This is a genomic window from Streptomyces sp. NPDC048295, assembly GCF_040652135.1.
GTDB lineage: Bacteria > Actinomycetota > Actinomycetes > Streptomycetales > Streptomycetaceae > Streptomyces.
The window spans coordinates 72103-91130 of sequence record NZ_JBEZLL010000003.1 but is presented as its reverse complement, the minus strand read 5'-3'; the positions used below and the strand labels follow the sequence as shown (position 1 = coordinate 91130).

Here is a 19028-nt window from a genome sequence, read left to right as displayed (position 1 = left end):
GCCGGGGCCGGGGGCGGGGGCGGCTGAAAGCGGCCCGGCTCCGCCCCCGGGACGTGCTGCACGTCGGCTCGGCGGGGCTGCGCAGCCGACCGATGCGGGTCGTGCTCTCCGCGCTGGGCATCGCCATCGGCATCGCGACGATGATCTCGGTGGTGGGCATCTCCGCCTCCAGCCAGGCCCAACTGCTCCGGGAGCTCGACAAGCTGGGCACCAACCTGCTCGTGGCCTCCCCCGGCGATTCGATGTTCGCCGGGGAGGAAGTCGAGCTGCCCGAGGACGCGGTCGGGATGGTGGGCCGCATCAAGGGCGTCCAGGAGGTGGGCGCGACCGCCGACCTCGACACGACCGCACGCCGCACCGAGAAGATCGACAAGGACGATACGGGCGGGATCACCGTCAAGGCGACCACCGAAGACCTGCTGCGGGTGCTGCGCGGCGAGGTCCGCAGCGGCCGCTGGCTCGACAACGCGACCGGACGCTACCCCTCCGTCGTGCTCGGCCATGTCTCCGCGGAGCGTCTCGGCATCACCGCTCCGGGCCGGCAGGTGTGGATCGGCGGCCGGTACTTCACCGTGGTCGGCATCCTCGCCCCGCTGCCTCTCGCGCCGGAGATCGAACGCTCCGCCCTGGTCGGCTGGGAGGGGGCGAAGCGCCTGCTGGGCTTCGAGGGCCATCCGACATCGGTGTACGAGCGCTCGGCCGATGCGGCGGTGCAGGACGTGCGCAAGGTCATGGCGGCGACGGTCGACCCCCAGTACCCGCAGAACGTGAAGGTCACCGACCCGTCGTCGGCGCTCCAGGCCAAGGCGGCGACCGAAGGGGCGTTCAGCAGCATGCTGCTGGGCCTGGGCGGCATCGCGCTGCTCGTCGGCGGCGTCGGGGTCGCCAACACCATGATCATCTCGGTCCTGGAGCGACGGTACGAGATCGGGCTGCGCCGCTCGCTCGGCGCGACCCGGGGCCAGATCCGCATCCAGTTCGTCACGGAGTCGCTGATGCTCTCCGGCCTGGGCGGCCTGGCGGGCGTGGCACTCGGTGCGGCGGCGACGGGCGTGTACGCGTACTCCGGCGGGCTGCCCTGGGTGGTGCCGCCGTGGGCGGTCGGCGGTGGCTTCGGCGCGACGCTGGTGATCGGCACGATCGCGGGCCTCTACCCGGCGATACGGGCGTCCCGTCTCTCACCGACGCTGGCACTGCACGCGGCGTGAGCCGGGCACCGGCCGGGGGGTGCCGGCCCCGCACCGGGCCCGGCACGCCCCGGCCGGACCGCGTCGCCCACCGCCGCTTCGTCGCCCACCGCCGCTTCGTCGCCTACCGCCGCTTCATCACCTGCGCCAGGTCCACCGCCGCGGCCACCCGCACCGCCACGCTCTCCGCGTACGCCGCGTCAGGACGCTCGAAGGCCGCGCGGTGGGCCGAGCGCAGAAACGTCACCACCCCCAGCGTGCGCCCCCTGCTCCGCAGCACCGTGCACAGCGCGTGCACGGCGTCTCCCGGCCACTGCCGCTCCGCCGCCCACACCCCCGCCCCGGACCCGGCCCCCGCGCTGGCCCGCACCGAACCCGTCCGGTCCACCGCCTGCAGCGCCGGGTGCCCCGCCACGTACCGAAGTGGAATGGACCCGCCCGCCACCGGCAGGCACGGGCCCGGCTCACCGGACGGGGTCGCCGCCACCCGCACCAGCCGCTCCCCCGCCACCAGATCGACCAGCGCGTGGTCCGCGAAGCCCGCCAGCGCGTAGTCCAGATAGGACGTCGCCGCCTCCATCGGGTCCTCGCACTCGGACGCCGACCGCGAGGCCCGGTGCAGCTGGTTCGACCGGAACCTCATCCGGTCCGCCTCCTGCGCCGCCAGCTTCTCGGCCGTCACGTCCTGGAACAGCCAGCCGACCCCCAGCGGCACCGGCTCCTCGGCGAGCGGCGACGTCAGCTGCAGAAAACCACTGCGCCAGCAGCGCCGCCGCTCCCCCTGCGCCGTCCGCACCGTCACCCACAACTCGACGGGCGCCGGTGGTGCGCCCTCGGCGAGCACATGCTGCAACGCGCCCTCCAGTTCCTCGACGCCCTGCATGATCAGCTCCCCCAGCGGGCGCCCCAGCAGCGTCGTACGGCCACCGCCCAGCGCCCGGGCCGCATGCGCGTTGACGATCGTCGGCCGCAGATCCGCGTCGACCAGCACCACACCCCAGGACGCGTCCTCGAACAAGGCCTCGCTGAGCGCGATCGAGCGCTCCAGATCGATCTGCGCATGCACCTCGCTGAACGCGCAGTACACCCCGGCCGGTCCGCCGTCCGCGCCCCGGACCCCGGCCGACTGGGTCCGCACCAGCACCCGCCCGCCGTCCTTGCGCAGCAGCGCGAACTCATGGACCCGGCGGCCCGCCCCGTCCATGGCCGCCATCAGCCGCCCCTGCACCTCGCCCGCGTCCGCCCGCCGCACCGCCCACCCGGCGAAGCCGGTCCGCCCCACGGCCTCCTCGGCGGACCAGCCCAGGATCCGCTCGGCCTGGCGGTTCCAGTGGGTGATCGTGCCGTTCGCGTCGAACGCGCAGAGCGCGGTGTCCATCCCGTCGAGCAACGCGGCGAGCAGATCGGCCCCGGGCCCCGCCTTCGGTCCCTCGTCGGGCCCGAGCGCCTCGGCCGTTCCACTGCTTGTGGACGCACTCACCCCGTACCCCCCGCAGGACGCATTCGGCATTTCCGCACGTCAGACCATTGAACTCGAAGGTGACCCAGCCCACACCGACTTCCCGGAAATCGACGTGCGCATTAATTCGCTTGTGCGGTGCCAGTGGTGTTCCTAGGCTGCTTCCAGCGAACGAAAGGAGGTGTTCCAGAAGTGATTTCTTCTCGGACTCGTGAGGTGGCTGCGGGCTGACGCCCGTTGTCGCGCACTTCGCAGTGCAGGCCGGTCGTCGGCCAATCCCAAGCAGTCACCGACCCGCAGGCTCGCCGGTAAGTCCGGCCGGCTCCTCCGCAAGGAGGGACCAGAGCCTGCGGGTCTCTGCATGTCCGGACGGGGCCGCTACGGGCACAGGCGCTCGACGCGCCACTGCTCGCCCTCGCGTACGTACCGCAGCCGGTCGTGCAGCCGGTTCTCGTGGCCCTGCCAGAACTCGATCGTGTCGGGGACGACGCGGAAGCCGCCCCAGTGCGGGGGCGCGGGAACGTGTTCGCCCTCGGGGTAGCGGGCCTCCAGTTCCTCGTAACGGGCGAGCAGCTCCTCTCGGGAGCCGATCACCGTGGACTGCGGGCTCGCCCAGGCGCCCAGCTGGGAGCCGTGCGGGCGGGTGCGGAAGTAGGCGACCGTCTCCTCGCGGCCGACGCGGGCCGCCCGGCCGGTGACGACGACCTGGCGGGCCATCGGGTGCCAGGGGAAGAGCAGCGAGACATACGGGTTGGCGGTCAGCTCGCGGCCCTTGCGGGACTCGTAGTTGGTGAAGAAGACGAAGCCCCGCTCGTCGTACTTCTTCAGCAGCACGGTGCGCGAGGAGGGCCGCCCCTCGGGGGTGGCGGTGGAGACCACCATGGCGTTGGGCTCGTGGAGCAGCCCGCCGACGGCGACCTGCCGGAACCAGTGGGCGAACTGCTGCATCGGGTCGGCGGCCAGCGTGTCCTCGGTGAAGCCCTCGGAGCGGTACTGCTCGCGCATCGCGGCCGGATCGGTGGTGGAATCGGAGGGGGAATCTGCGGTGGGCACGGGGTCATCCTGCCGCAGGGGCAGGACCGGCCCGGCAAGGAGGGGTGTTGTGGGGCGGGGCCGATTCGGGGTGCTGTGCCGGATGTCACGCTTCCCCGCGTCCCGGGTGACCCGCCAGTATCTGAGGCAGGCCACTGTGGCCCGCGCAGAGCCGTCGACCGAGGGAGCCGCCATGTCCGACTTCGTACCGGGACTAGAGGGAGTCGTCGCGTTCGAGACGGAGATCGCCGAACCGGACAAGGAAGGCGGTGCGCTCCGATACCGGGGTGTCGACATCGAGGATCTCGTCGGCCATGTGTCGTTCGGCAACGTCTGGGGCCTGCTGGTCGACGGGGCGTTCAACCCCGGTCTGCCGCCGGCCGAGCCGTTCCCGATCCCGGTGCACTCGGGGGACATCCGGGTCGATGTGCAGTCCGCGCTGGCGATGCTCGCCCCCGTGTGGGGCCTGAAGCCGCTGCTCGACATCGACGAGGAGACCGCCCGCAACGATCTGGCGCGGGCCGCCGTGATGGCGCTGTCGTACGTCGCCCAGTCGGCGCGCGGGCAAGGGCTGCCGATGGTCCCGCAGAGCGAGATCGACAAGGCGAACTCCGTGGTCGAGCGGTTCATGATCCGCTGGCGGGGCGAGCCGGACCCCAAGCACGTGAAGGCCGTCGACGCGTACTGGACGTCGGCCGCCGAGCACGGCATGAACGCCTCGACGTTCACCGCCCGTGTCATCGCGTCGACCGGGGCCGACGTGGCGGCGGCGCTGTCGGGCGCGGTGGGTGCGATGTCGGGGCCGCTGCACGGTGGTGCGCCGTCCCGGGTGCTCGGCATGATCGAGGAGATCGAGCGGACCGGTGACGCCGCCGCGTACGTGAAGAAGGCCCTGGACAAGGGCGAGCGGCTGATGGGCTTCGGGCACCGGGTCTACCGGGCGGAGGACCCGCGGGCGCGGGTCCTGCGGCGCACGGCGGAGGAGTTGGGCGCGCCGCGCTTCGAGGTGGCGCAGGCGCTGGAGAGGGCCGCGCTGGAGGAGCTGCACGCGCGGCGGCCGGACCGGGTGCTGGCGACGAACGTGGAGTTCTGGGCGGCGATCATGCTGGACTTCGCGGAGGTTCCGGCGCACATGTTCACGTCGATGTTCACCTGCGCGCGTACGGCGGGCTGGTCGGCGCACATCCTGGAACAGAAGCGGACGGGGCGGCTGGTGCGTCCCTCGGCGCGGTACGTGGGCCCCGGCTCGCGCGATCCCCGGGAGATCGAGGGGTACGACCAGCTCGCGGATCTGGGGAACTGAGCGCCGGTGCCGGGCCGGGCGGTTCCGGGCCGTGTCCCGCCCCCGGCCCGGTACCCCGCGGTCAGTCGAGTGCGTCGTCCAGCAGTGCCGCCCACTGCTCCACGACCCTCCGGCGCCGGGCCGTGTCGTCGGTGAGGACGTTGGCGAGGCCGAGGCCGCGGGCCATGTCGAGGAGGCCCTGGACGGTTTCGCGTACGCCGGGCCTCGTCTCGTCGGCGGCGAGGAGTTCGACGGCGATGCGGTGGGTCTCGCGGCCGACGCGGGCTTCGAGTTCGGTGACGCGGGGGCGGAGCTGTGCCTCGTTGGAGGCGGCCACCCAGAGCTGGAGCGCGGCGCGGAAGAGCGGGCCGGTGTAGAGGTCGACGAGGGCGGCGACGACGTCCTTGCGGCCCTGGACGGGCAGGGCGCGCAGGGCGGCGGAGCGTTCCTCGGCGACGTATTCGACGGCGGCGGTGAACAGGTCCTCGCGGGTGGGGAAGTGGTGCTGGGCCGCGCCGCGCGAGACGCCCGCGTGTTCGGCGACGACGGAGACCGTGGAGCCCGCCCAGCCGTGTTCGGCGAGGCAGGCGACGGCGGCTTCGAGGAGCCGGCGGCGGGTGGCCCGGCTGCGGTCCTGCTTGGGGGTCCGGTCGGTGGGGGGCGTCACAACACCCATGCGGGCTCCCGTCGTTCGAGGAAGGCCGTCATTCCTTCCCGGGCCTCGGCGGAGGCGAAGAGGGCCGCCGAGCGGGCGATGAGGTCTTCGGCGTCCTGGTCGAAGCTTTCCAGCACAGTAGCCGTGACCAGCTTCTTCGATGCGGCCAGCCCCTGGGGGGACGCCTTGCGCAGCCCGTCCAGGACAGGGGCGAGGCCCTTGTCCACGTCCTCGGCGGCGAGCGTGACCAGGCCGATGCGGGCGGCTTCGGCGGCGTCGAAGCGTTCTCCGGTGAGGTAGTAGCGGGCGGCGGCGCGCGGGTCGATGCGGGGCAGCAGGGGCATCGAGATCACGGCGGGGGCCAGGCCCAGACGGGATTCGGTGAGGGCGAAGGAGGCGTCGGGGCCGGCCGCGGAGATGTCGCAGGCGCCGAGCAGGCCCAGTCCGCCGGCCCGTACGTGTCCGGTGACCCGGGCGACGACGGGCTTGGGCAGGGCGACGATCTGCCGCATCAGGGCGACGAGGACGTGCGGGTCGGGCGGTGCGGTGAGGTCGGCGCCCGCGCAGAAGGTGTTGCCGGTGTGGGTGAGGACGACGGCCCGCACGGTGGCGTCGGCCGCGCACGCGTCCAGGGCGTCGGCGAGCTCGCCGACCAGGGCTGCGGAGAGTGCGTTGCGGTTGGCGGGCGAGTCGAGGGTGAGTGTGGTGATGCCCCGGTCATGGGTGGGGCCGGCGAGCGCCGTCATGGGTCGGTCGTCTCCTTCTGGTGGGTCCTCAGCCGCTGGTGGTCCTGCGGGTCCGCTCCCGGTCGCGCAGTTCGCGGCGGAGGATCTTGCCGGAGGTGGCGCGCGGGATCGTGTCGACGAATTCGAGCTGCCGGACCTTCTTGTACGGGGCGACGCGCTCGGCGACGTACGCCATGACGTCGTCCGCCGCGAGGTCCGGTGCGAACGGCTGGCGGACGACGCACGCCTTGGGGACCTCGTTGCCCTCGTCGTCGTACGCCCCGATGACGGCGGCGTCGGCGACGGACGGGTGGGTCAGCAGCAGGGCCTCCAGGTCCGCGGGGGCGACCTGGTAGCCCTTGTACTTGATGAGTTCCTTCACCCGGTCGACGACGAACAGCCAGCCGTCGGCGTCGACGTGTCCGATGTCGCCGGTGCGCAGCCAGCCCTCGGCGTCGATCATGTCGGCGGTGGCCTCGGGGCGGCCGAGGTAGCCCTTCATGACCTGCGGGCCGCGGATCAGGATCTGGCCGTCGGTGCCGGGCGGGGCGTCCTCGGTGTCGTCACCGAGCGAGCTGATCCGCATCTCGGTGCTGGGCAGGAGTCTGCCGACCGAGCCCGGGGGCGGGTTCTCGGCGGCGAGCGGGACGACATGGGTGCCGGGCGAGAGTTCCGTCATGCCGTAGGCCTGGCGTACGAGTGGCAGTCCCAGGCGCTGGGAGCAGGCGGCGGCGAGCGCGGCGTCGAGGGGGGCGGCGGAGCTGACGACGTACTGGAGCGAGGACAGGTCGTGCCGGTCGACCAAGGGGTGCTTGGCGAGGGCGAGGACGATCGGCGGGGCCACGTACAGCCCGGTGATCCGGTACTTCTCGATCGTGGCGAGGAACTGGCCGAGGTCGAAGCGCGGCAGTACGACGACGGTGGCGCCCATCCGCAGCGGGGCGTTCATCAGGGCGGTCAGCCCGTAGATGTGGAAGAACGGGAGCACGGCCAGGATGCGGTCGCCGGGGCCCATGGGCGCGAAGGGGCGGAGCTGCTCCAGGTTGGTGCCCATGGAGCGGTGGGTGAGCATGACGCCCTTGGGGGTTCCGGTGGTGCCGGAGGAGTAGGGCAGGGCGGCGATGTCCTCGCCGGGGTCGAGGGTGACGCGGGGTTCGGGGGCGGTGGTGGCGAGCATGTCGAGTACGGAGGTGTGTCCCTCGGCCCGGTCGCAGACATAGATCTGCTCGATGGAGCCGGCGAGCCGGGCGGCCTCGCGCGCCGTCGCCAGGAGCGGGGAGACGGTGACGATCCAGCGGGCGGAGGAGTCGCGGAGCTGTTTGGCGAACTCCTCCGCCGTGGCGAGCGGATGGACGGTGGTGACGGTGGCGCCGGCCCGGGTCGCGCCGTAGAACACGGCCGGGTAGGCGATGGTGTTGGGGCTGTGCAGGGCCAGCACGTCGCCCTTGCGCACCCCGGCCCCGGCGAGCGCGGCGGCGATCCTGCGGTGGAAGGTGTCGAGCTGCCGGTAGGTGAGGGTGGAGCTGTCGTCCGTCCCGTCGATCAGGGCCACCGTGTCGCCGTACGCGGTGGTGGCGTCTCCCAGGACCGCGTCATGGATGGGCGTGTCGAGTGCGGGTACGGCGGGGTGGTCGCTGTGGAACACGTGCACCATGGCGGGTCCCTTCGGGGCGGCGGTGTGGGGAGACAGACTGCCGTGGCTCAGTACGACTTGGGGAGCCCCAGGGACTGGTGGGACACGTAGTTCAGGATCATTTCCCGGCTGACGGGGGCGATCCGGGCGACGCGGGCCGCGGTGACCAGGGACGCGAGGCCGTACTCGCGGGTGAGGCCGTTGCCGCCGAGGGTGTGCACGGCCTGGTCGACGGCCTTGACGCAGGCTTCGCCGGCCGCGTACTTCGCCATGTTGGCGGCCTCTCCCGCGCCGATGTCGTCGCCGTCGTCGTAGAGCCGGGCGGCCTTCTGCATCATCAGCCGGGCCAGTTCCAGTTCGATGTGGGCCTGGGCGAGGGGGTGGGCGATGGCCTGGTGGGAGCCGATGGGTTCCTTCCACACCTGACGGGTCTTCGCGTAGTCGACGGCGCGGGCGAGTGCGTAGCGGCCCATGCCGATGCCGAACGCGGCGGTCATGATGCGTTCGGGGTTGAGTCCGGCGAAGAGCTGGAGGAGGCCGGCGTCCTCGTCGCCGACGAGCGCGTCGGCGGGGAGCCGTACGTCGTCGAGGACCAGCTCGAACTGCTTCTCCGGGGCCTGGAGTTCCATGTCGATCTGCGAGCGCCCGAAGCCCGGGGCGTCGCGGGGGACGATGAAGAGGCAGGGCTTGAGCCTGCCGGACCTGGCGTCCTCGGTGCGGCCGACGACGAGGGTGGCGTCGGCGATGTCGACGCCGGAGACGAAGACCTTGCGGCCGGTGAGCAGCCAGTCCTCGCCGTCCTTGCGGGCGGTGGTGGTGATGCGGTGGGAGTTGGATCCGGCGTCGGGTTCGGTGATGCCGAAGGCCATGGTGAGGCTGCCGTCGGCGAGGCCGGGGAGCCACTGCTGCTTCTGGGCCCCGGTGCCGAAGCGGGCGATGACGGTGCCGCAGATCGCCGGGGAGACCACCATCATGAGCAGCGGACTGCCTGCGGCCCCCAACTCCTCCAGGACTATGGAGAGTTCCGCCATGCCGCCGCCTCCGCCACCGTACTCCTCGGGGAGGTTCACACCGAGGTAGCCGAGCTTGGCGGCCTCGGTCCACAGCTCGCGCGGGTGGGCGCCGTCGCGGACGACGGAGGTCATGTAGTCGCGTCCGTAGCGCTTTCCGAGTGCGGCGACGGCGGCGCGCAGGGCCTGGTGCTCTTCGGTTTCGAGATCGGTGCTCACGGCTTCGGTTCCTCCTGTACGTCTTGCACGACGGCGAGCAGGGCGCCGACCTCCACCTGGAGGCCGGGTGCGGCGTGGAGTGCGGTGAGGGTGCCGGAGGCGGGGGCGAGGATGCGGTGTTCCATCTTCATCGCCTCCAGCCAGATCAGGGGCTGCCCGGCCGTGACCGCCGTCCCGGCGGTGAGGCCGTCGGCGATACGGACGACGGTGCCGGGCATGGGGGCGAGCAGTGAGCCGGGTTCGGTCCGGTCGGTGGGGTCGGTGAAGCGGGGCAGCGCGGTGAAGGTGTACGAGCCGGTGGCGGTGTCCACGTACGCCTTGTCGCCGTGGACGGCGATGTCGAAGTGGTGGGTGACGCCGCCGGTTTCGAGGGTGACGCGGTCGGGCCCGGCGGCGACGACGCGTTCTCCGGTCTCGGGGACGGGGCCGGTGCGGGTGGTGCGGTAGGCGGCCTCGTGTTCGGTGCCGTCGGGTTCGGAGCGGTAGCGCTTGGTCCGGGGCTGCGAGGAGATGTTGCGCCAGGCTCCGAGGCGGACGGTGCCCGGTCCGGGGCCGTGCTGCCGGGCGGCGGCGTCGGCGAGCGCGGCGGCCAGGGCGGCGAGGCGCGGCCCGGCTCCGTCCGGGGACAGGGACGAGGCCGGGCCCGGGGTGAGGGCGTCCAGGTGGCGGTCGTAGAAGCCGGTGTCGAGGCGGGCGGCGAGGAAGTCGGGGTGGCGCAGGGACCGTACGAGCAGCTCGCGGTTGGTGACCGGGCCGTGGATGCGGGCGCGTTCCAGGGCGCGGGCGAGGAGGCGTACGGCTTCGGTGCGGGTGGGGGCGTGGGCGACGACCTTGGCGAGCATGGGGTCGTAGTGCACGCCGATGGTGTCACCGCCGGTGTATCCGGTGTCCAGGCGCAGTCCGGGTTCCCCGGGTACGTGGAGTGTGTGCAGTGCTCCGGTCTGCGGCTGCCAGTCGCGGGCGGGGTCCTCGGCGTAGAGGCGGGCCTCGACGGCATGGCCGCGCGGTGCGGGGGGTGCGGTGGCGGGCAGGGGCTCGCCTTCGGCGACGCGGATCTGGAGGGCGACGAGGTCGAGTCCGAAGACCGCTTCGGTGACGGGGTGTTCGACCTGGAGGCGGGTGTTCATCTCCAGGAAGTACGGGCGCCTGTCGGCGGCGAGGAGGAATTCGACGGTGCCCGCGCCCCGGTAGCCGACGGCCTGTGCGGCGGCCACGGCGGCGTCGTGCAGCCGGGTCCGCAGCGCGTCGTCTAGTCCGGGTGCGGGGGCCTCCTCGACGACCTTCTGGTGGCGTCGCTGGAGGGAGCAGTCGCGGGTGCCGAGCGCCCAGACCCCGCCGTGCCCGTCGGCCATGATCTGGACCTCGACATGCCGGCCGCGTTCCACGTACGGTTCGGCGAAGACCTCGCCGTCCCCGAACGCGGCGGTCGCCTCGGCCGTGGCCGCCGTCAACTCGGCGGGCAGTTCGGCGAGTTCGCGGACGATCCGCATCCCGCGCCCGCCGCCGCCCGCGGCCGCCTTGAGCAGCAGCGGCAGGTCGTCGGTGGTGGCCCGTTCCGGGTCGACGGGGGCGAGCAGCGGTACCCCGGCGGCGGCCATCAGTTCCTTGGCGCGGGTCTTTGACGCCATCAGCTCGATGGCCTCGACCGGCGGGCCGACCCAGACGAGGCCGGCGTCCTGCACGGCGCGGGCGAATCCGGCGTTCTCGGAGAGGAAGCCGTAGCCGGGGTGGACGGCGTCGGCACCGGCTGCGAGCGCGGCGCGTACGACGAGGTCGCCGCGGAGATAGGTGTCGGCCGGGGCGGCGCCGGGCAGCCGTACGGCGGTGTCGGCCTCCCGTACGTGGAGCGCGTCGGCGTCCGCGTCGGAGTACACCGCGACGGTGGCGATGCCGAGCGCACGGCAGGTGCGGAAGATCCGGCAGGCGATCTCGCCCCGGTTGGCGACCAGCAGTGTGGAGATCATCTCGGTCATCCCTCGCCTCACATCCGGAAGATTCCGAAGCCGCCGCGGGCGCCTTCGACCGGGGCGGTGTGGATCGCGGACAGGCACATCCCGAGGACGGTCCTGGTGTCGCGCGGGTCGATGACCCCGTCGTCGTACAGCCGCCCGGACAGGAACATCGGCAGCGACTCCGACTCGATCTGCTGCTCGACCATGGCCCGCAGTCCGGCGTCGGCCTCGTCGTCGTAGGGCTGCCCCTTGGCGGCGGCGGAGGCACGGGCGACGATGGACAGCACCCCGGCGAGCTGCTGCGGGCCCATGACTGCGGACTTGCTGCCGGGCCAGGCGAAGAGGAAGCGCGGGTCGTACGCCCTGCCGCACATGCCGTAGTGCCCGGCCCCGTACGAGGCGCCCATCAGCACGGACAGGTGCGGGACCTTCGAGTTCGACACCGCGTTGATCATCATCGCGCCGTGCTTGATGATGCCGCCCTGCTCGTACTCCCTGCCGACCATGTAGCCGGTGGTGTTGTGGAGGAAGAGCAGCGGGATGTCGCGCTGGTTGGCGAGCTGGATGAACTGGGCGGCCTTCTGCGACTCCTCGCTGAACAGCACGCCCTGCGCGTTGGCGAGGATGCCGACGGGGTAGCCGTGCAGCCGCGCCCAGCCGGTGACGAGGCTGGTCCCGTACAGCGGTTTGAACGCGTCGAAGTCGGAGCCGTCGACGAGCCGGGCGATGACCTCGCGGGGGTCGAAGGGCACCTTCAGATCGCCGGGCACGATGCCGATCAGCTCGTCCTGGTCGTACTTCGGCGGCTGCGCGGGGCCCGGATCGGCGTGCGCCTTGCGCCAGTTGAGGCGGGCGACGATCCGGCGGGCCTGGCGCAGCGCGTCCTGCTCGTCGACGGCGAAGTGGTCGGCGAGCCCGGAGGTGCGGGCGTGCATCTCGGCGCCGCCGAGCGATTCGTCGTCGCTCTCCTCGCCGGTCGCCATCTTCACCAGGGGCGGTCCGCCGAGGAAGACCTTGGACCGTTCCTTGATCATGACGGTGTGGTCGGACATGCCGGGGACGTACGCCCCGCCCGCGGTCGAGTTCCCGAAGACGACGGCGACGGTCGGGATTCCGGCCGCGGAGAGGCGGGTGATGTCGCGGAACAGCGCCCCGCCGGGGATGAAGATCTCCTTCTGCGAGGGGAGGTCGGCGCCGCCCGACTCGACGAGGCTGACGCAGGGCAGCCGGTTGGCGAAGGCGATCTCGTTGGCCCGCAGGGCCTTCCTCAGGGTCCAGGGGTTGGAGGCGCCGCCTCGTACGGTCGGGTCGTTGGCGGTGATCAGGCACTCCACGCCCTCGATCACCCCGATCCCGGTGACGAGCGAGGCGCCGACGGTGTACCCGGGGGCCTCACTGCCCCAGGCGGCGAGCGGCGAGAGTTCCAGGAACGGGGTGTCCTCGTCGATCAGCAGCTCGATCCGCTCACGGGCCAGGAGCTTGCCGCGCGAGCGGTGCCGCGCCACGTACTTCTCCCCGCCGCCGGCCTGAGCCTTGGTGTGCTCGGCCGCCAGTTCGTCGAGTTTCGCGAGCATCGCCGTGCGGTTCGCGGCGTATTCGGGGCCCGTGGTGTCGAGCGCGGTGGGCAGGACGGTCATGCGTGCGCCTCCGGTGCGTGGACGGTCTCCAGCAGCGATACGGGTATGGGCAGGTGCCGGGAGCGCAGCCACTCCCCCACGGCCTTGGCCTGCGGGTCGAACCGGTGCTGGGCGGCGACGCCCTCGCCGAGCAGCCCGTGGACGGTGAAGTTCAGGGCGCGCAGGTTCGGCAGCAGGTGGCGTACGACGGTGAGGGCGGCGGTCTCCGGGAGCAGTTGCCGGAACCGTTCGACGGTCAGCTCGTGGGCCAGCCACCGCCAGGCGTCCTCGTCGACGGCCCATACGCCCACGTTGGCGTCCCCGCCCTTGTCGCCGCTGCGGGCGCCCGCGATCCGGCCGAGCGGGGCGGGCAGGGTGGGGCCGGGGTCCGGCAGGGGCGCGGGCAGCGGCGGTTCCCCGGCGTCCCGGAGCGGCTGTGTCGTCGCGGGCGGCACCAGGTCCAGTCGCCGCCCGTCGGGGAGCACGGCGATGTGCGGGACCTCGCCCGCCGGTACGTACCGCGCCTCGAACACCCCGTACGGTGCGCCCTTGCCGGGCGGGGCGGTGACGTGGAAGCCGGGGTAGCTGCCGAGCGCCAGCTCGATCGCGGCGCCGGAGACCGCGCGCCCGACGGTCTCCTGGTCCCGGTCGCGCACGACGAGCCGGAGCAGGGCGCTCGCGCTCTCCTCGGTGGCGGCATCGGCCCGGTCGGTCCGGGACAGCTCCCACCGCACCTCGTCGGGTTCGGCGCCCGAGCGGGCGAGCGCGTCCGCGAACTGTTGCCGCACCAGGTGGGCCTTGGCCTCGACATCGAGACCGGTGAGCACGAAGACGACCTCGTTGCGCCAGCCGCCGAGCCGGTTCAGCCCGACCTTGAGGGTGGGCGGCGGGGCCTCGCCGCGCACCCCGGAGATCCTGACCCGGTCGGGTCCGTCCTGGGTCAGCCGTACGGTGTCGAGCCGGGCGGTGACGTCCGGTCCGGCGTACCGGGCGCCGCCGGTCTCGTACAGCAGCTGGGCGGTGACGGTGCCGATGTCGACGACGCCGCCGGTGCCGTCGTGCTTGGTGATGACGGACGAGCCGTCGGCGTGGATCTCGGCGACGGGGAAGCCGGGCCGGCGCAGGTCGTGGCCCCGGAAGAACGAGTAGTTGCCGCCGGTGGCATGGGTGCCGCACTCCAGGACGTGTCCGGCGACGACGGCCCCGGCGAGCGCGTCCAGGTCGCCGGGCCCCCAGCCGAAGCGGGCGGCGGCGGGCCCGGTGACGAGGGCCGCGTCGGTGACCCGCCCGGTGACGACGATGTCCGCGCCCGCGTCGAGGCAGGCCGCGATCCCGGCGCCGCCGAGGTAGGCGTTGGCGGTGAGGAACCCCTCGGGCACGGGGAGGCTGTCGCCCTCGACGTGGGCGACGCGCACGGGGACGCCGACCTTCTGCGCCAGCTCCCGCACGGCGTCGGCGAGTCCGGCCGGGTTGAGGCCGCCCGCGTTGGCGACGATCTTCACCCCGCGTTCGTGGGCGAGCCCGAGACCCTCTTCGAGCTGGCGCAGGAAGGTGGTGGCGTAGCCGCGCGCGGGGTCCTTGAGCCTGCTCCGGCCGAGGATGAGCATGGTCAGCTCGGCGAGGTAGTCCCCGGTGAGGATGTCCAGGGGGCCGCCGGTGAGCATGTCGCGTACGGCGTCGAAGCGGTCGCCGTAGAACCCTGAGGCGTTGCCGATCCGCAGTACGTCGCTCACGCGGCGTCCCCCCTGGGTGCCCGGCCCGGTCCGGCGGGCCCGGCGAAGGCCTGGGCGATGTCGAGCCAGTGGTCGGCGTCGGGGCCGACCGCCCGGACGGCGAGGTCGTCGCGGTGGGCGCGCTGGGTGACGAGGAGGCAGAAGTCGAGGAGCGGCCCGGTGACACGCTGCGGGGCATCCGGCTCCCCGAAGGCGATCGACTCCCCGTCCGGAGAGCGGAGTTCGACCCGGAATTCCTCCTCGGGCGCCTTGATCCCCCGTACCAGATAGGCGTAGTCGCGGGCCCGCACCCCGATCCGGGCCACGTGCCGCAGCCGGGCGGTGGGGGTCCTGGTGACCCCGAGGGCGTCGGCGATGTCCTGGCCGTGCGCCCACGTCTCCATGATCCGGGCGGTCGCCATGGACGCGACGCTCATCGGCGGCCCGTACCAGGGGATGCGCGTGCCCGCCGGGGCGTCCCGCAGCGCCGACTCCAGCCGCTCCCGCCCGCCGCGCCACCGTGCGAGCAGCGCCGCCGGGTCCAGCGCCGTGGCGATCTCCTCGGCGCCCCGGTCGACGAAGGACTCGGGCGCCTCCATGGCCCTGGCCACCTCCACCGCGAAGGCGTCGGCATCGGTGGCGGCCAGCAGCGCGACCTCGTCGGTCCAGGTGAGGTGGGCGATCTGGTGCGCGATGCTCCAGCCGGGCGCGGGCGTCGGCGCGGCCCACTGCTCCGCGCTCAACTCCCGTACCAGTGCGTCGAGTTCATCGCTCTCGTCGCGCAGATCGTCGATCACGGCTGCGACTTGGGACACGGTGCGCTCCCCTCGGGGCGTGGCGGTGTGCCCAGGAGCATGGCAGCGGAGCAATAAACAATCAAGCACGCTTGCATGATTTTCTGCTCCGGCGGCGCCTTCCCTCAGGCCCTGCCGTGGGGCGAGTCCCACGGGGAACCGACGAGTGCCGCGCTCAGCCGACCACGCCGATGACGACCGCGGAGACCAGGGCGAAGAAGCAGCCCGCCGCGGTGATCACGGTCCTGGCGTGGCGCATGCCGAAGGACGGGGCCCGGGTGGTCGCGTCCTGCGGGTTCACGGCGCTGTAGTGGACGGTCACGACGTCGCCCTCGGCCGGCACAGGGCGCGACCGGCGCTCCTCGAAGCTGACGGTGCGCCCGTCGTCCGTGCGGAACTCCAGGGTGGGGTGGGTGTGCAGGACGAAGCCGCCCTCGGCGTCCTGGGCCTCCTCGGTACGCAGCGCGGTGCACCGGGCCTCGGCCGTGCGGCCCTGCGCCCAGATGGCCCGGAGCCGGGGGCCCTGGAGCTGACGGTCCAGACTCCTCCCGGACATCACGGCCGCTCCCACGGCGACGACGAAATAGATGGCGGCGACGACGACCATGGACCCCCCAAGCGTGACCGGTGCGAGGGCCAACATGATCCCGTGCACGGGGCGGGCCGACAAGGGCCCGCCCCCTCGCGTCAGCCGCGCGCCCGGGGCCCCGGGCGCCGGGTCTGGCTGCGTACCGCGCCCATGCTCGCGCCGATGACGAGCGCGATCGCCAGCGCGTCGGTGGTCGTCAGGGCCTGGTCGAGGATGAGGAAGCCGGCCGTGGCGGCGATCGCCGGTTCCAGGCTCATCAGGATCGCGAAGGTGGGCGCGGGCAGGCGGCGCAGCGCCATGAGTTCGAGGGTGTACGGAAGCACCGAGCTCAGCAGCGCCACCGCCGCGCCCAGCCCCACCGTGGACGGGACCAGCAGCTTCGAGCCCGACTCCATGATGCCGAGGGGCAGCGAGAGGAGCGCGGCGACGACCATGGCCAGGGCCAGGCCGTCCGCCTGGGGGAAGCGGCGTCCGGTACGGGCGCTGAAGACGATGTACGTCGCCCACATCGCGCCCGCGCCCAGGGCGTAGGCGGCGCCCACCGGATCGAGACGGTCGAAGCCTCCGCCGCCCAGCAGCACGACACCGCCCAGCGCGAGGCCGGCCCAGACCACGTTGACCAGGCGGCGGGAAGCGAACACCGAGAGGGCGAGCGGGCCCAGCACCTCCAGGGTGACGGCCGCACCCAGCGGAATCCGGTCGGCGGCCTGGTAGAAGAGCGTGTTCATGCCGCCCATGGCCAGCCCGAAGGCGAGGACCGTGCCCCAGTCGGCGCGCGAATGGCCGCGCACCTTCGGACGGCAGACGACCAGGAGTACGAGCGCGGCCACGGCCAGGCGCAGGGTGACGACGCCGAGCGCGCCGGCCCGTGGCATCAGCAGCACCGCGACGGCGGAGCCGAACTGGACCGAGAGGCCGCCCGCGACCACCAGCGCGACCGGGGCGAGCGCCGCACCCCGGCCCTTGGAGCCCGCACGGCCCGCCGCGTCACCCAGGGCGGGGGCCGCCTCGGGTACGGCGACGGCTGCGGCCCGCTCCACGGCCGCCGCGGCCCCTGTTGCACTGCGCTGGTCGTGCACCTGCGGTGTTCCTCCCGAATCCGATAGTTCAATTCAATGCACCGTTCGATCGAAGATACTGCACTCGACCCATGCGGTACGTCCTCTTACGGTAGGTACCTCCGCGTGCCACGTGAAATGTCGATCGCGCTCTGGTTATGCTCCCCGCGCATGAGCATCGGACGTTCCGGACAAAGCGCTGGTCGTGGCATCGAAGTGCGGCATCTGCGCGCTTTTCTCGCCGTGGCCGACGAGGGCAACGTCACCCGCGCCGCGGCCCGCCTCCGCCTCACCCAGCCCGCGGTCTCCCGCACCCTCTCCGCCCTGGAACAGCACCTCGGCGTCCGGCTCGTCGACCGGTCCACCCACCATCTCGCCCTCACCCCCGAGGGCGTCGTCTTCCGGGACAAGGCCGCCGCCGCGGTCGCCGCCTTCGACGAGGCGCTCGACTCCGGCGGGCTGCGCCGGTGGCCGCTGCGGCTCGGGCACGCCTGGTCGGCGTTCGGCCCGTACACCACACCGCTGCTGCGCCGCTGGCAGGAGCTGTATCCGCAGACCCCGCTCGAACTGCTGCGGATCGACGACCGCACCGCCGGCCTGACCCGCGGGGAGGTCGACGCCGCGCTGCTGCGGGGGCCCGTCGAGGCGCCCGGCCTCGTCACCGAGGCGCTGTTCGAGGAGGACCGGGTGGCGGCGGTCGCGGCGGACGGCCCGCTCGCGGACCGCGCGGCGCTCCGTCTCACCGACCTGACGGGCGAGACCGTCGTCCTCAACACCGTCTCGGGCACCACCACCGTCGACCTGTGGCCGCCGGACGCGCGGCCCACCGCGACCCTCACCGTCGCCAACACCGACGACTGGCTGACCGCCATCGCGGCGGGTCGCGGCGTCGGGGTCTCCGCCGCCTCCACCGCCGGCATGCATCCGCACTCCGGGGTCGCCTACCGTCCGCTCGTCGACGCCCCGAGCGTTCCGGTGCTGCTGGCCCGGCGGGATGTTCCCGGGCATCCCGCGCTGCCGAAGCTGGTCGCGCTCGCCCGCGAGATCGTGCGGAGAACCGGATGAGCGGGGCCCGCTGCCGTTGCGCCCTCAGGCGCTCAGGCGGCTCGGTCCGCGCCACGAAGGAGTGCGGATATCCGTATCCCGCCCCGCCGCCCGAGCCGGTTCTGTGGGCCGTCGGTGGCAAAGCGGCCCGCGCCCGCTTGCGCCTGTGACCGGGTTCCCGCACCGCGCTGAACAATCGCCTTGGCCAAGACGCACGGACGCATCCCAGCGGACTGAGGGGAACCACCGAAATGGACAGAGCTGCACGTCCGGGTCGCAGAACGCTGCTCGCCGGCGGATTCGCGGTCGCCTCGGCCGCACTGGCGGGGTGCACGGCGACGAGCGCCACCCCGATGGCGGCCGGCACATCGCCGGAAGCACGGCCGGCCACACCCGCAGAGGCGCTCGCGAGACTGGTGGAGGGCAACAAGCGCTGGGTGAGCGGAGACCTCCGGCATCCCGACCGCGACCCGGACCGGCGCGAGTTCGTGGCCCAGAAGCAGGAACCCTTCGGATCGGTCCTCTCGTGCATCGACTCCCGGGTGCCGCCCGAACTCCTCTTCGACACCGGACTGGGTGACCTCTACGTGATGCGTACCGGCGGGGAGGCGGTCGGTCCGGTGGTCACCGGGTCCGTGGAGTACGGGCCCATGACGAGCGGCACTCCGCTCGTCGTGGTCCTCGGGCATCAGCGCTGCGGCGCCGTCGCGGCGGCGTACAAGTCCATCCGTGACGGCAAGCCCTTGCCCGGCAACCTGGAGGCGATCGCCAGGGCCCTGCAGCCGGCGTACGAGCGGGCGGTCCGCCAGGGCGGTGCCGACCCGGTCGAGACCATGGCCCGCGCCCAGGTCGAACTGACCGCGGCCGGCCTGCGCTCCAACCAGGACCTGGCCCCGCTCGTGGGAAAGGGCACCCTTGCCGTGGTCGGCGCCTACTACCTCCTCGACACCGGCAAGGTGGAGGTCCTGGCCGGCGCACCTTCCTGACCCGCCGGACGCCGGTGACACCACCGGCATCCCGCGGGCGCCCGCCGCGGCCCGCCCGAGTGCCGAGGAACCTTC

Annotated in this window: 16 protein-coding genes; 4 read left to right on the top strand and 12 right to left on the bottom strand. The window is 72.9% G+C overall.

Going from position 1 to position 19028, the window contains the following annotated elements; genetic code table 11:
- Nucleotides 1–23: 23 nt before the first annotated feature.
- Nucleotides 24–1208 carry an ABC transporter permease gene (locus AB0D53_RS04915; protein ID WP_362440988.1) on the top strand — a complete coding sequence of 395 codons (1185 nt, stop codon included), beginning with the start codon at nt 24–26 and terminating at the stop codon, nt 1206–1208.
- A 103-nt stretch (nt 1209–1311) separates the two neighbouring features.
- Here the strand turns inward: AB0D53_RS04915 and AB0D53_RS04910 are convergent, their stop codons facing one another.
- Together AB0D53_RS04910 and pdxH are read right to left on the bottom strand one after the other, a co-directional pair.
- Nucleotides 1312–2667, bottom strand: a complete 1356-nt coding sequence (locus AB0D53_RS04910) for a PAS domain-containing protein (protein WP_362440209.1) — start codon at nt 2665–2667, stop codon at nt 1312–1314.
- A gap of 357 nt (nt 2668–3024) precedes the next feature.
- A complete protein-coding gene (pdxH, locus tag AB0D53_RS04905; RefSeq protein WP_362440985.1) occupies nt 3025–3651 on the bottom strand; it encodes a pyridoxamine 5'-phosphate oxidase in 627 nt (208 codons plus the stop codon).
- A 220-nt stretch (nt 3652–3871) separates the two neighbouring features.
- Here pdxH and AB0D53_RS04900 point away from each other — a divergent pair, with 220 nt between their 5' ends.
- Nucleotides 3872–4981, top strand: coding sequence for a citrate synthase 2 (locus AB0D53_RS04900; protein ID WP_362440206.1), 1110 nt, complete (start codon nt 3872–3874; stop codon nt 4979–4981).
- A gap of 61 nt (nt 4982–5042) precedes the next feature.
- On the opposite strand, the gene AB0D53_RS04895 is transcribed toward AB0D53_RS04900, so the two are convergent.
- The 10 genes from AB0D53_RS04895 to AB0D53_RS04850 all read right to left on the bottom strand — a co-directional run bounded on the left by AB0D53_RS04895 (nt 5043) and on the right by AB0D53_RS04850 (nt 16944).
- Entirely contained in the window at nt 5043–5636 is a 594-nt protein-coding gene (locus AB0D53_RS04895) for a TetR/AcrR family transcriptional regulator (protein WP_362440203.1), read from the bottom strand.
- Nucleotides 5624–6361 carry an enoyl-CoA hydratase family protein gene (locus tag AB0D53_RS04890; protein WP_362440200.1) on the bottom strand — a complete coding sequence of 246 codons (738 nt, stop codon included), beginning with the start codon at nt 6359–6361 and terminating at the stop codon, nt 5624–5626. The genes AB0D53_RS04895 and AB0D53_RS04890 overlap by 13 nt, the downstream gene beginning before the upstream one ends.
- A 28-nt stretch (nt 6362–6389) precedes the next feature.
- Nucleotides 6390–7994, bottom strand: a complete 1605-nt coding sequence (locus AB0D53_RS04885) for a 4-coumarate--CoA ligase family protein (RefSeq protein WP_362440197.1) — start codon at nt 7992–7994, stop codon at nt 6390–6392.
- A gap of 47 nt (nt 7995–8041) precedes the next feature.
- Nucleotides 8042–9202, bottom strand: coding sequence for an acyl-CoA dehydrogenase (locus AB0D53_RS04880; protein ID WP_362440194.1), 1161 nt, complete (start codon nt 9200–9202; stop codon nt 8042–8044).
- Nucleotides 9199–11166 (bottom strand): biotin carboxylase N-terminal domain-containing protein, encoded by a 1968-nt coding sequence (locus tag AB0D53_RS04875; RefSeq protein WP_362440191.1) that lies wholly within the window; start codon nt 11164–11166, stop codon nt 9199–9201. The genes AB0D53_RS04880 and AB0D53_RS04875 overlap by 4 nt, the downstream gene beginning before the upstream one ends.
- A gap of 17 nt (nt 11167–11183) precedes the next feature.
- A complete protein-coding gene (locus AB0D53_RS04870; RefSeq protein WP_362440188.1) occupies nt 11184–12791 on the bottom strand; it encodes a carboxyl transferase domain-containing protein in 1608 nt (535 codons plus the stop codon).
- Nucleotides 12788–14503, bottom strand: a complete 1716-nt coding sequence (locus AB0D53_RS04865) for an acyclic terpene utilization AtuA family protein (protein WP_362440185.1) — start codon at nt 14501–14503, stop codon at nt 12788–12790. The genes AB0D53_RS04870 and AB0D53_RS04865 overlap by 4 nt, the downstream gene beginning before the upstream one ends.
- The gene (locus AB0D53_RS04860; protein WP_362440182.1) at nt 14500–15297 is read right to left on the bottom strand and encodes a TIGR03084 family metal-binding protein; all 798 of its coding nucleotides are present in this window, start codon (nt 15295–15297) and stop codon (nt 14500–14502) included. The genes AB0D53_RS04865 and AB0D53_RS04860 overlap by 4 nt, the downstream gene beginning before the upstream one ends.
- A gap of 154 nt (nt 15298–15451) precedes the next feature.
- Nucleotides 15452–15919, bottom strand: coding sequence for a DUF3592 domain-containing protein (locus tag AB0D53_RS04855; protein WP_362440982.1), 468 nt, complete (start codon nt 15917–15919; stop codon nt 15452–15454).
- Between the two features lie 44 nt (nt 15920–15963).
- A complete protein-coding gene (locus AB0D53_RS04850; protein ID WP_362440179.1) occupies nt 15964–16944 on the bottom strand; it encodes an EamA family transporter in 981 nt (326 codons plus the stop codon).
- Between the two features lie 150 nt (nt 16945–17094).
- Here AB0D53_RS04850 and AB0D53_RS04845 point away from each other — a divergent pair, with 150 nt between their 5' ends.
- Both AB0D53_RS04845 and AB0D53_RS04840 read left to right on the top strand, forming a co-directional pair.
- Nucleotides 17095–17988, top strand: a complete 894-nt coding sequence (locus AB0D53_RS04845; protein WP_362440176.1) for a LysR family transcriptional regulator — start codon at nt 17095–17097, stop codon at nt 17986–17988.
- Between the two features lie 230 nt (nt 17989–18218).
- Entirely contained in the window at nt 18219–18953 is a 735-nt protein-coding gene (locus tag AB0D53_RS04840; protein WP_362440173.1) for a carbonic anhydrase, read from the top strand.
- Nucleotides 18954–19028: the final 75 nt, after the last annotated feature.

Excerpts from the sequence above, each read along its gene's own strand:
- AB0D53_RS04855 (WP_362440982.1), bottom strand. The coding sequence starts at position 15,919 with ATGTTGGCCCTCGCACCGGTCACGCTTGGGGGGTCCATGGTCGTCGTC.
- AB0D53_RS04895 (WP_362440203.1), bottom strand. The coding sequence starts at position 5,636 with ATGGGTGTTGTGACGCCCCCCACCGACCGGACCCCCAAGCAGGACCGC.
- AB0D53_RS04870 (WP_362440188.1), bottom strand. The coding sequence starts at position 12,791 with ATGACCGTCCTGCCCACCGCGCTCGACACCACGGGCCCCGAATACGCC.
- pdxH (WP_362440985.1), bottom strand. The coding sequence starts at position 3,651 with ATGCGCGAGCAGTACCGCTCCGAGGGCTTCACCGAGGACACGCTGGCC.
- AB0D53_RS04875 (WP_362440191.1), bottom strand. The coding sequence starts at position 11,166 with ATGATCTCCACACTGCTGGTCGCCAACCGGGGCGAGATCGCCTGCCGG.
- AB0D53_RS04845 (WP_362440176.1), top strand. The coding sequence starts at position 17,095 with ATGAGCATCGGACGTTCCGGACAAAGCGCTGGTCGTGGCATCGAAGTG.
- AB0D53_RS04900 (WP_362440206.1), top strand. The coding sequence starts at position 3,872 with ATGTCCGACTTCGTACCGGGACTAGAGGGAGTCGTCGCGTTCGAGACG.
- AB0D53_RS04890 (WP_362440200.1), bottom strand. The coding sequence starts at position 6,361 with ATGACGGCGCTCGCCGGCCCCACCCATGACCGGGGCATCACCACACTC.
- AB0D53_RS04840 (WP_362440173.1), top strand. The coding sequence starts at position 18,219 with ATGGACAGAGCTGCACGTCCGGGTCGCAGAACGCTGCTCGCCGGCGGA.
- AB0D53_RS04885 (WP_362440197.1), bottom strand. The coding sequence starts at position 7,994 with ATGGTGCACGTGTTCCACAGCGACCACCCCGCCGTACCCGCACTCGAC.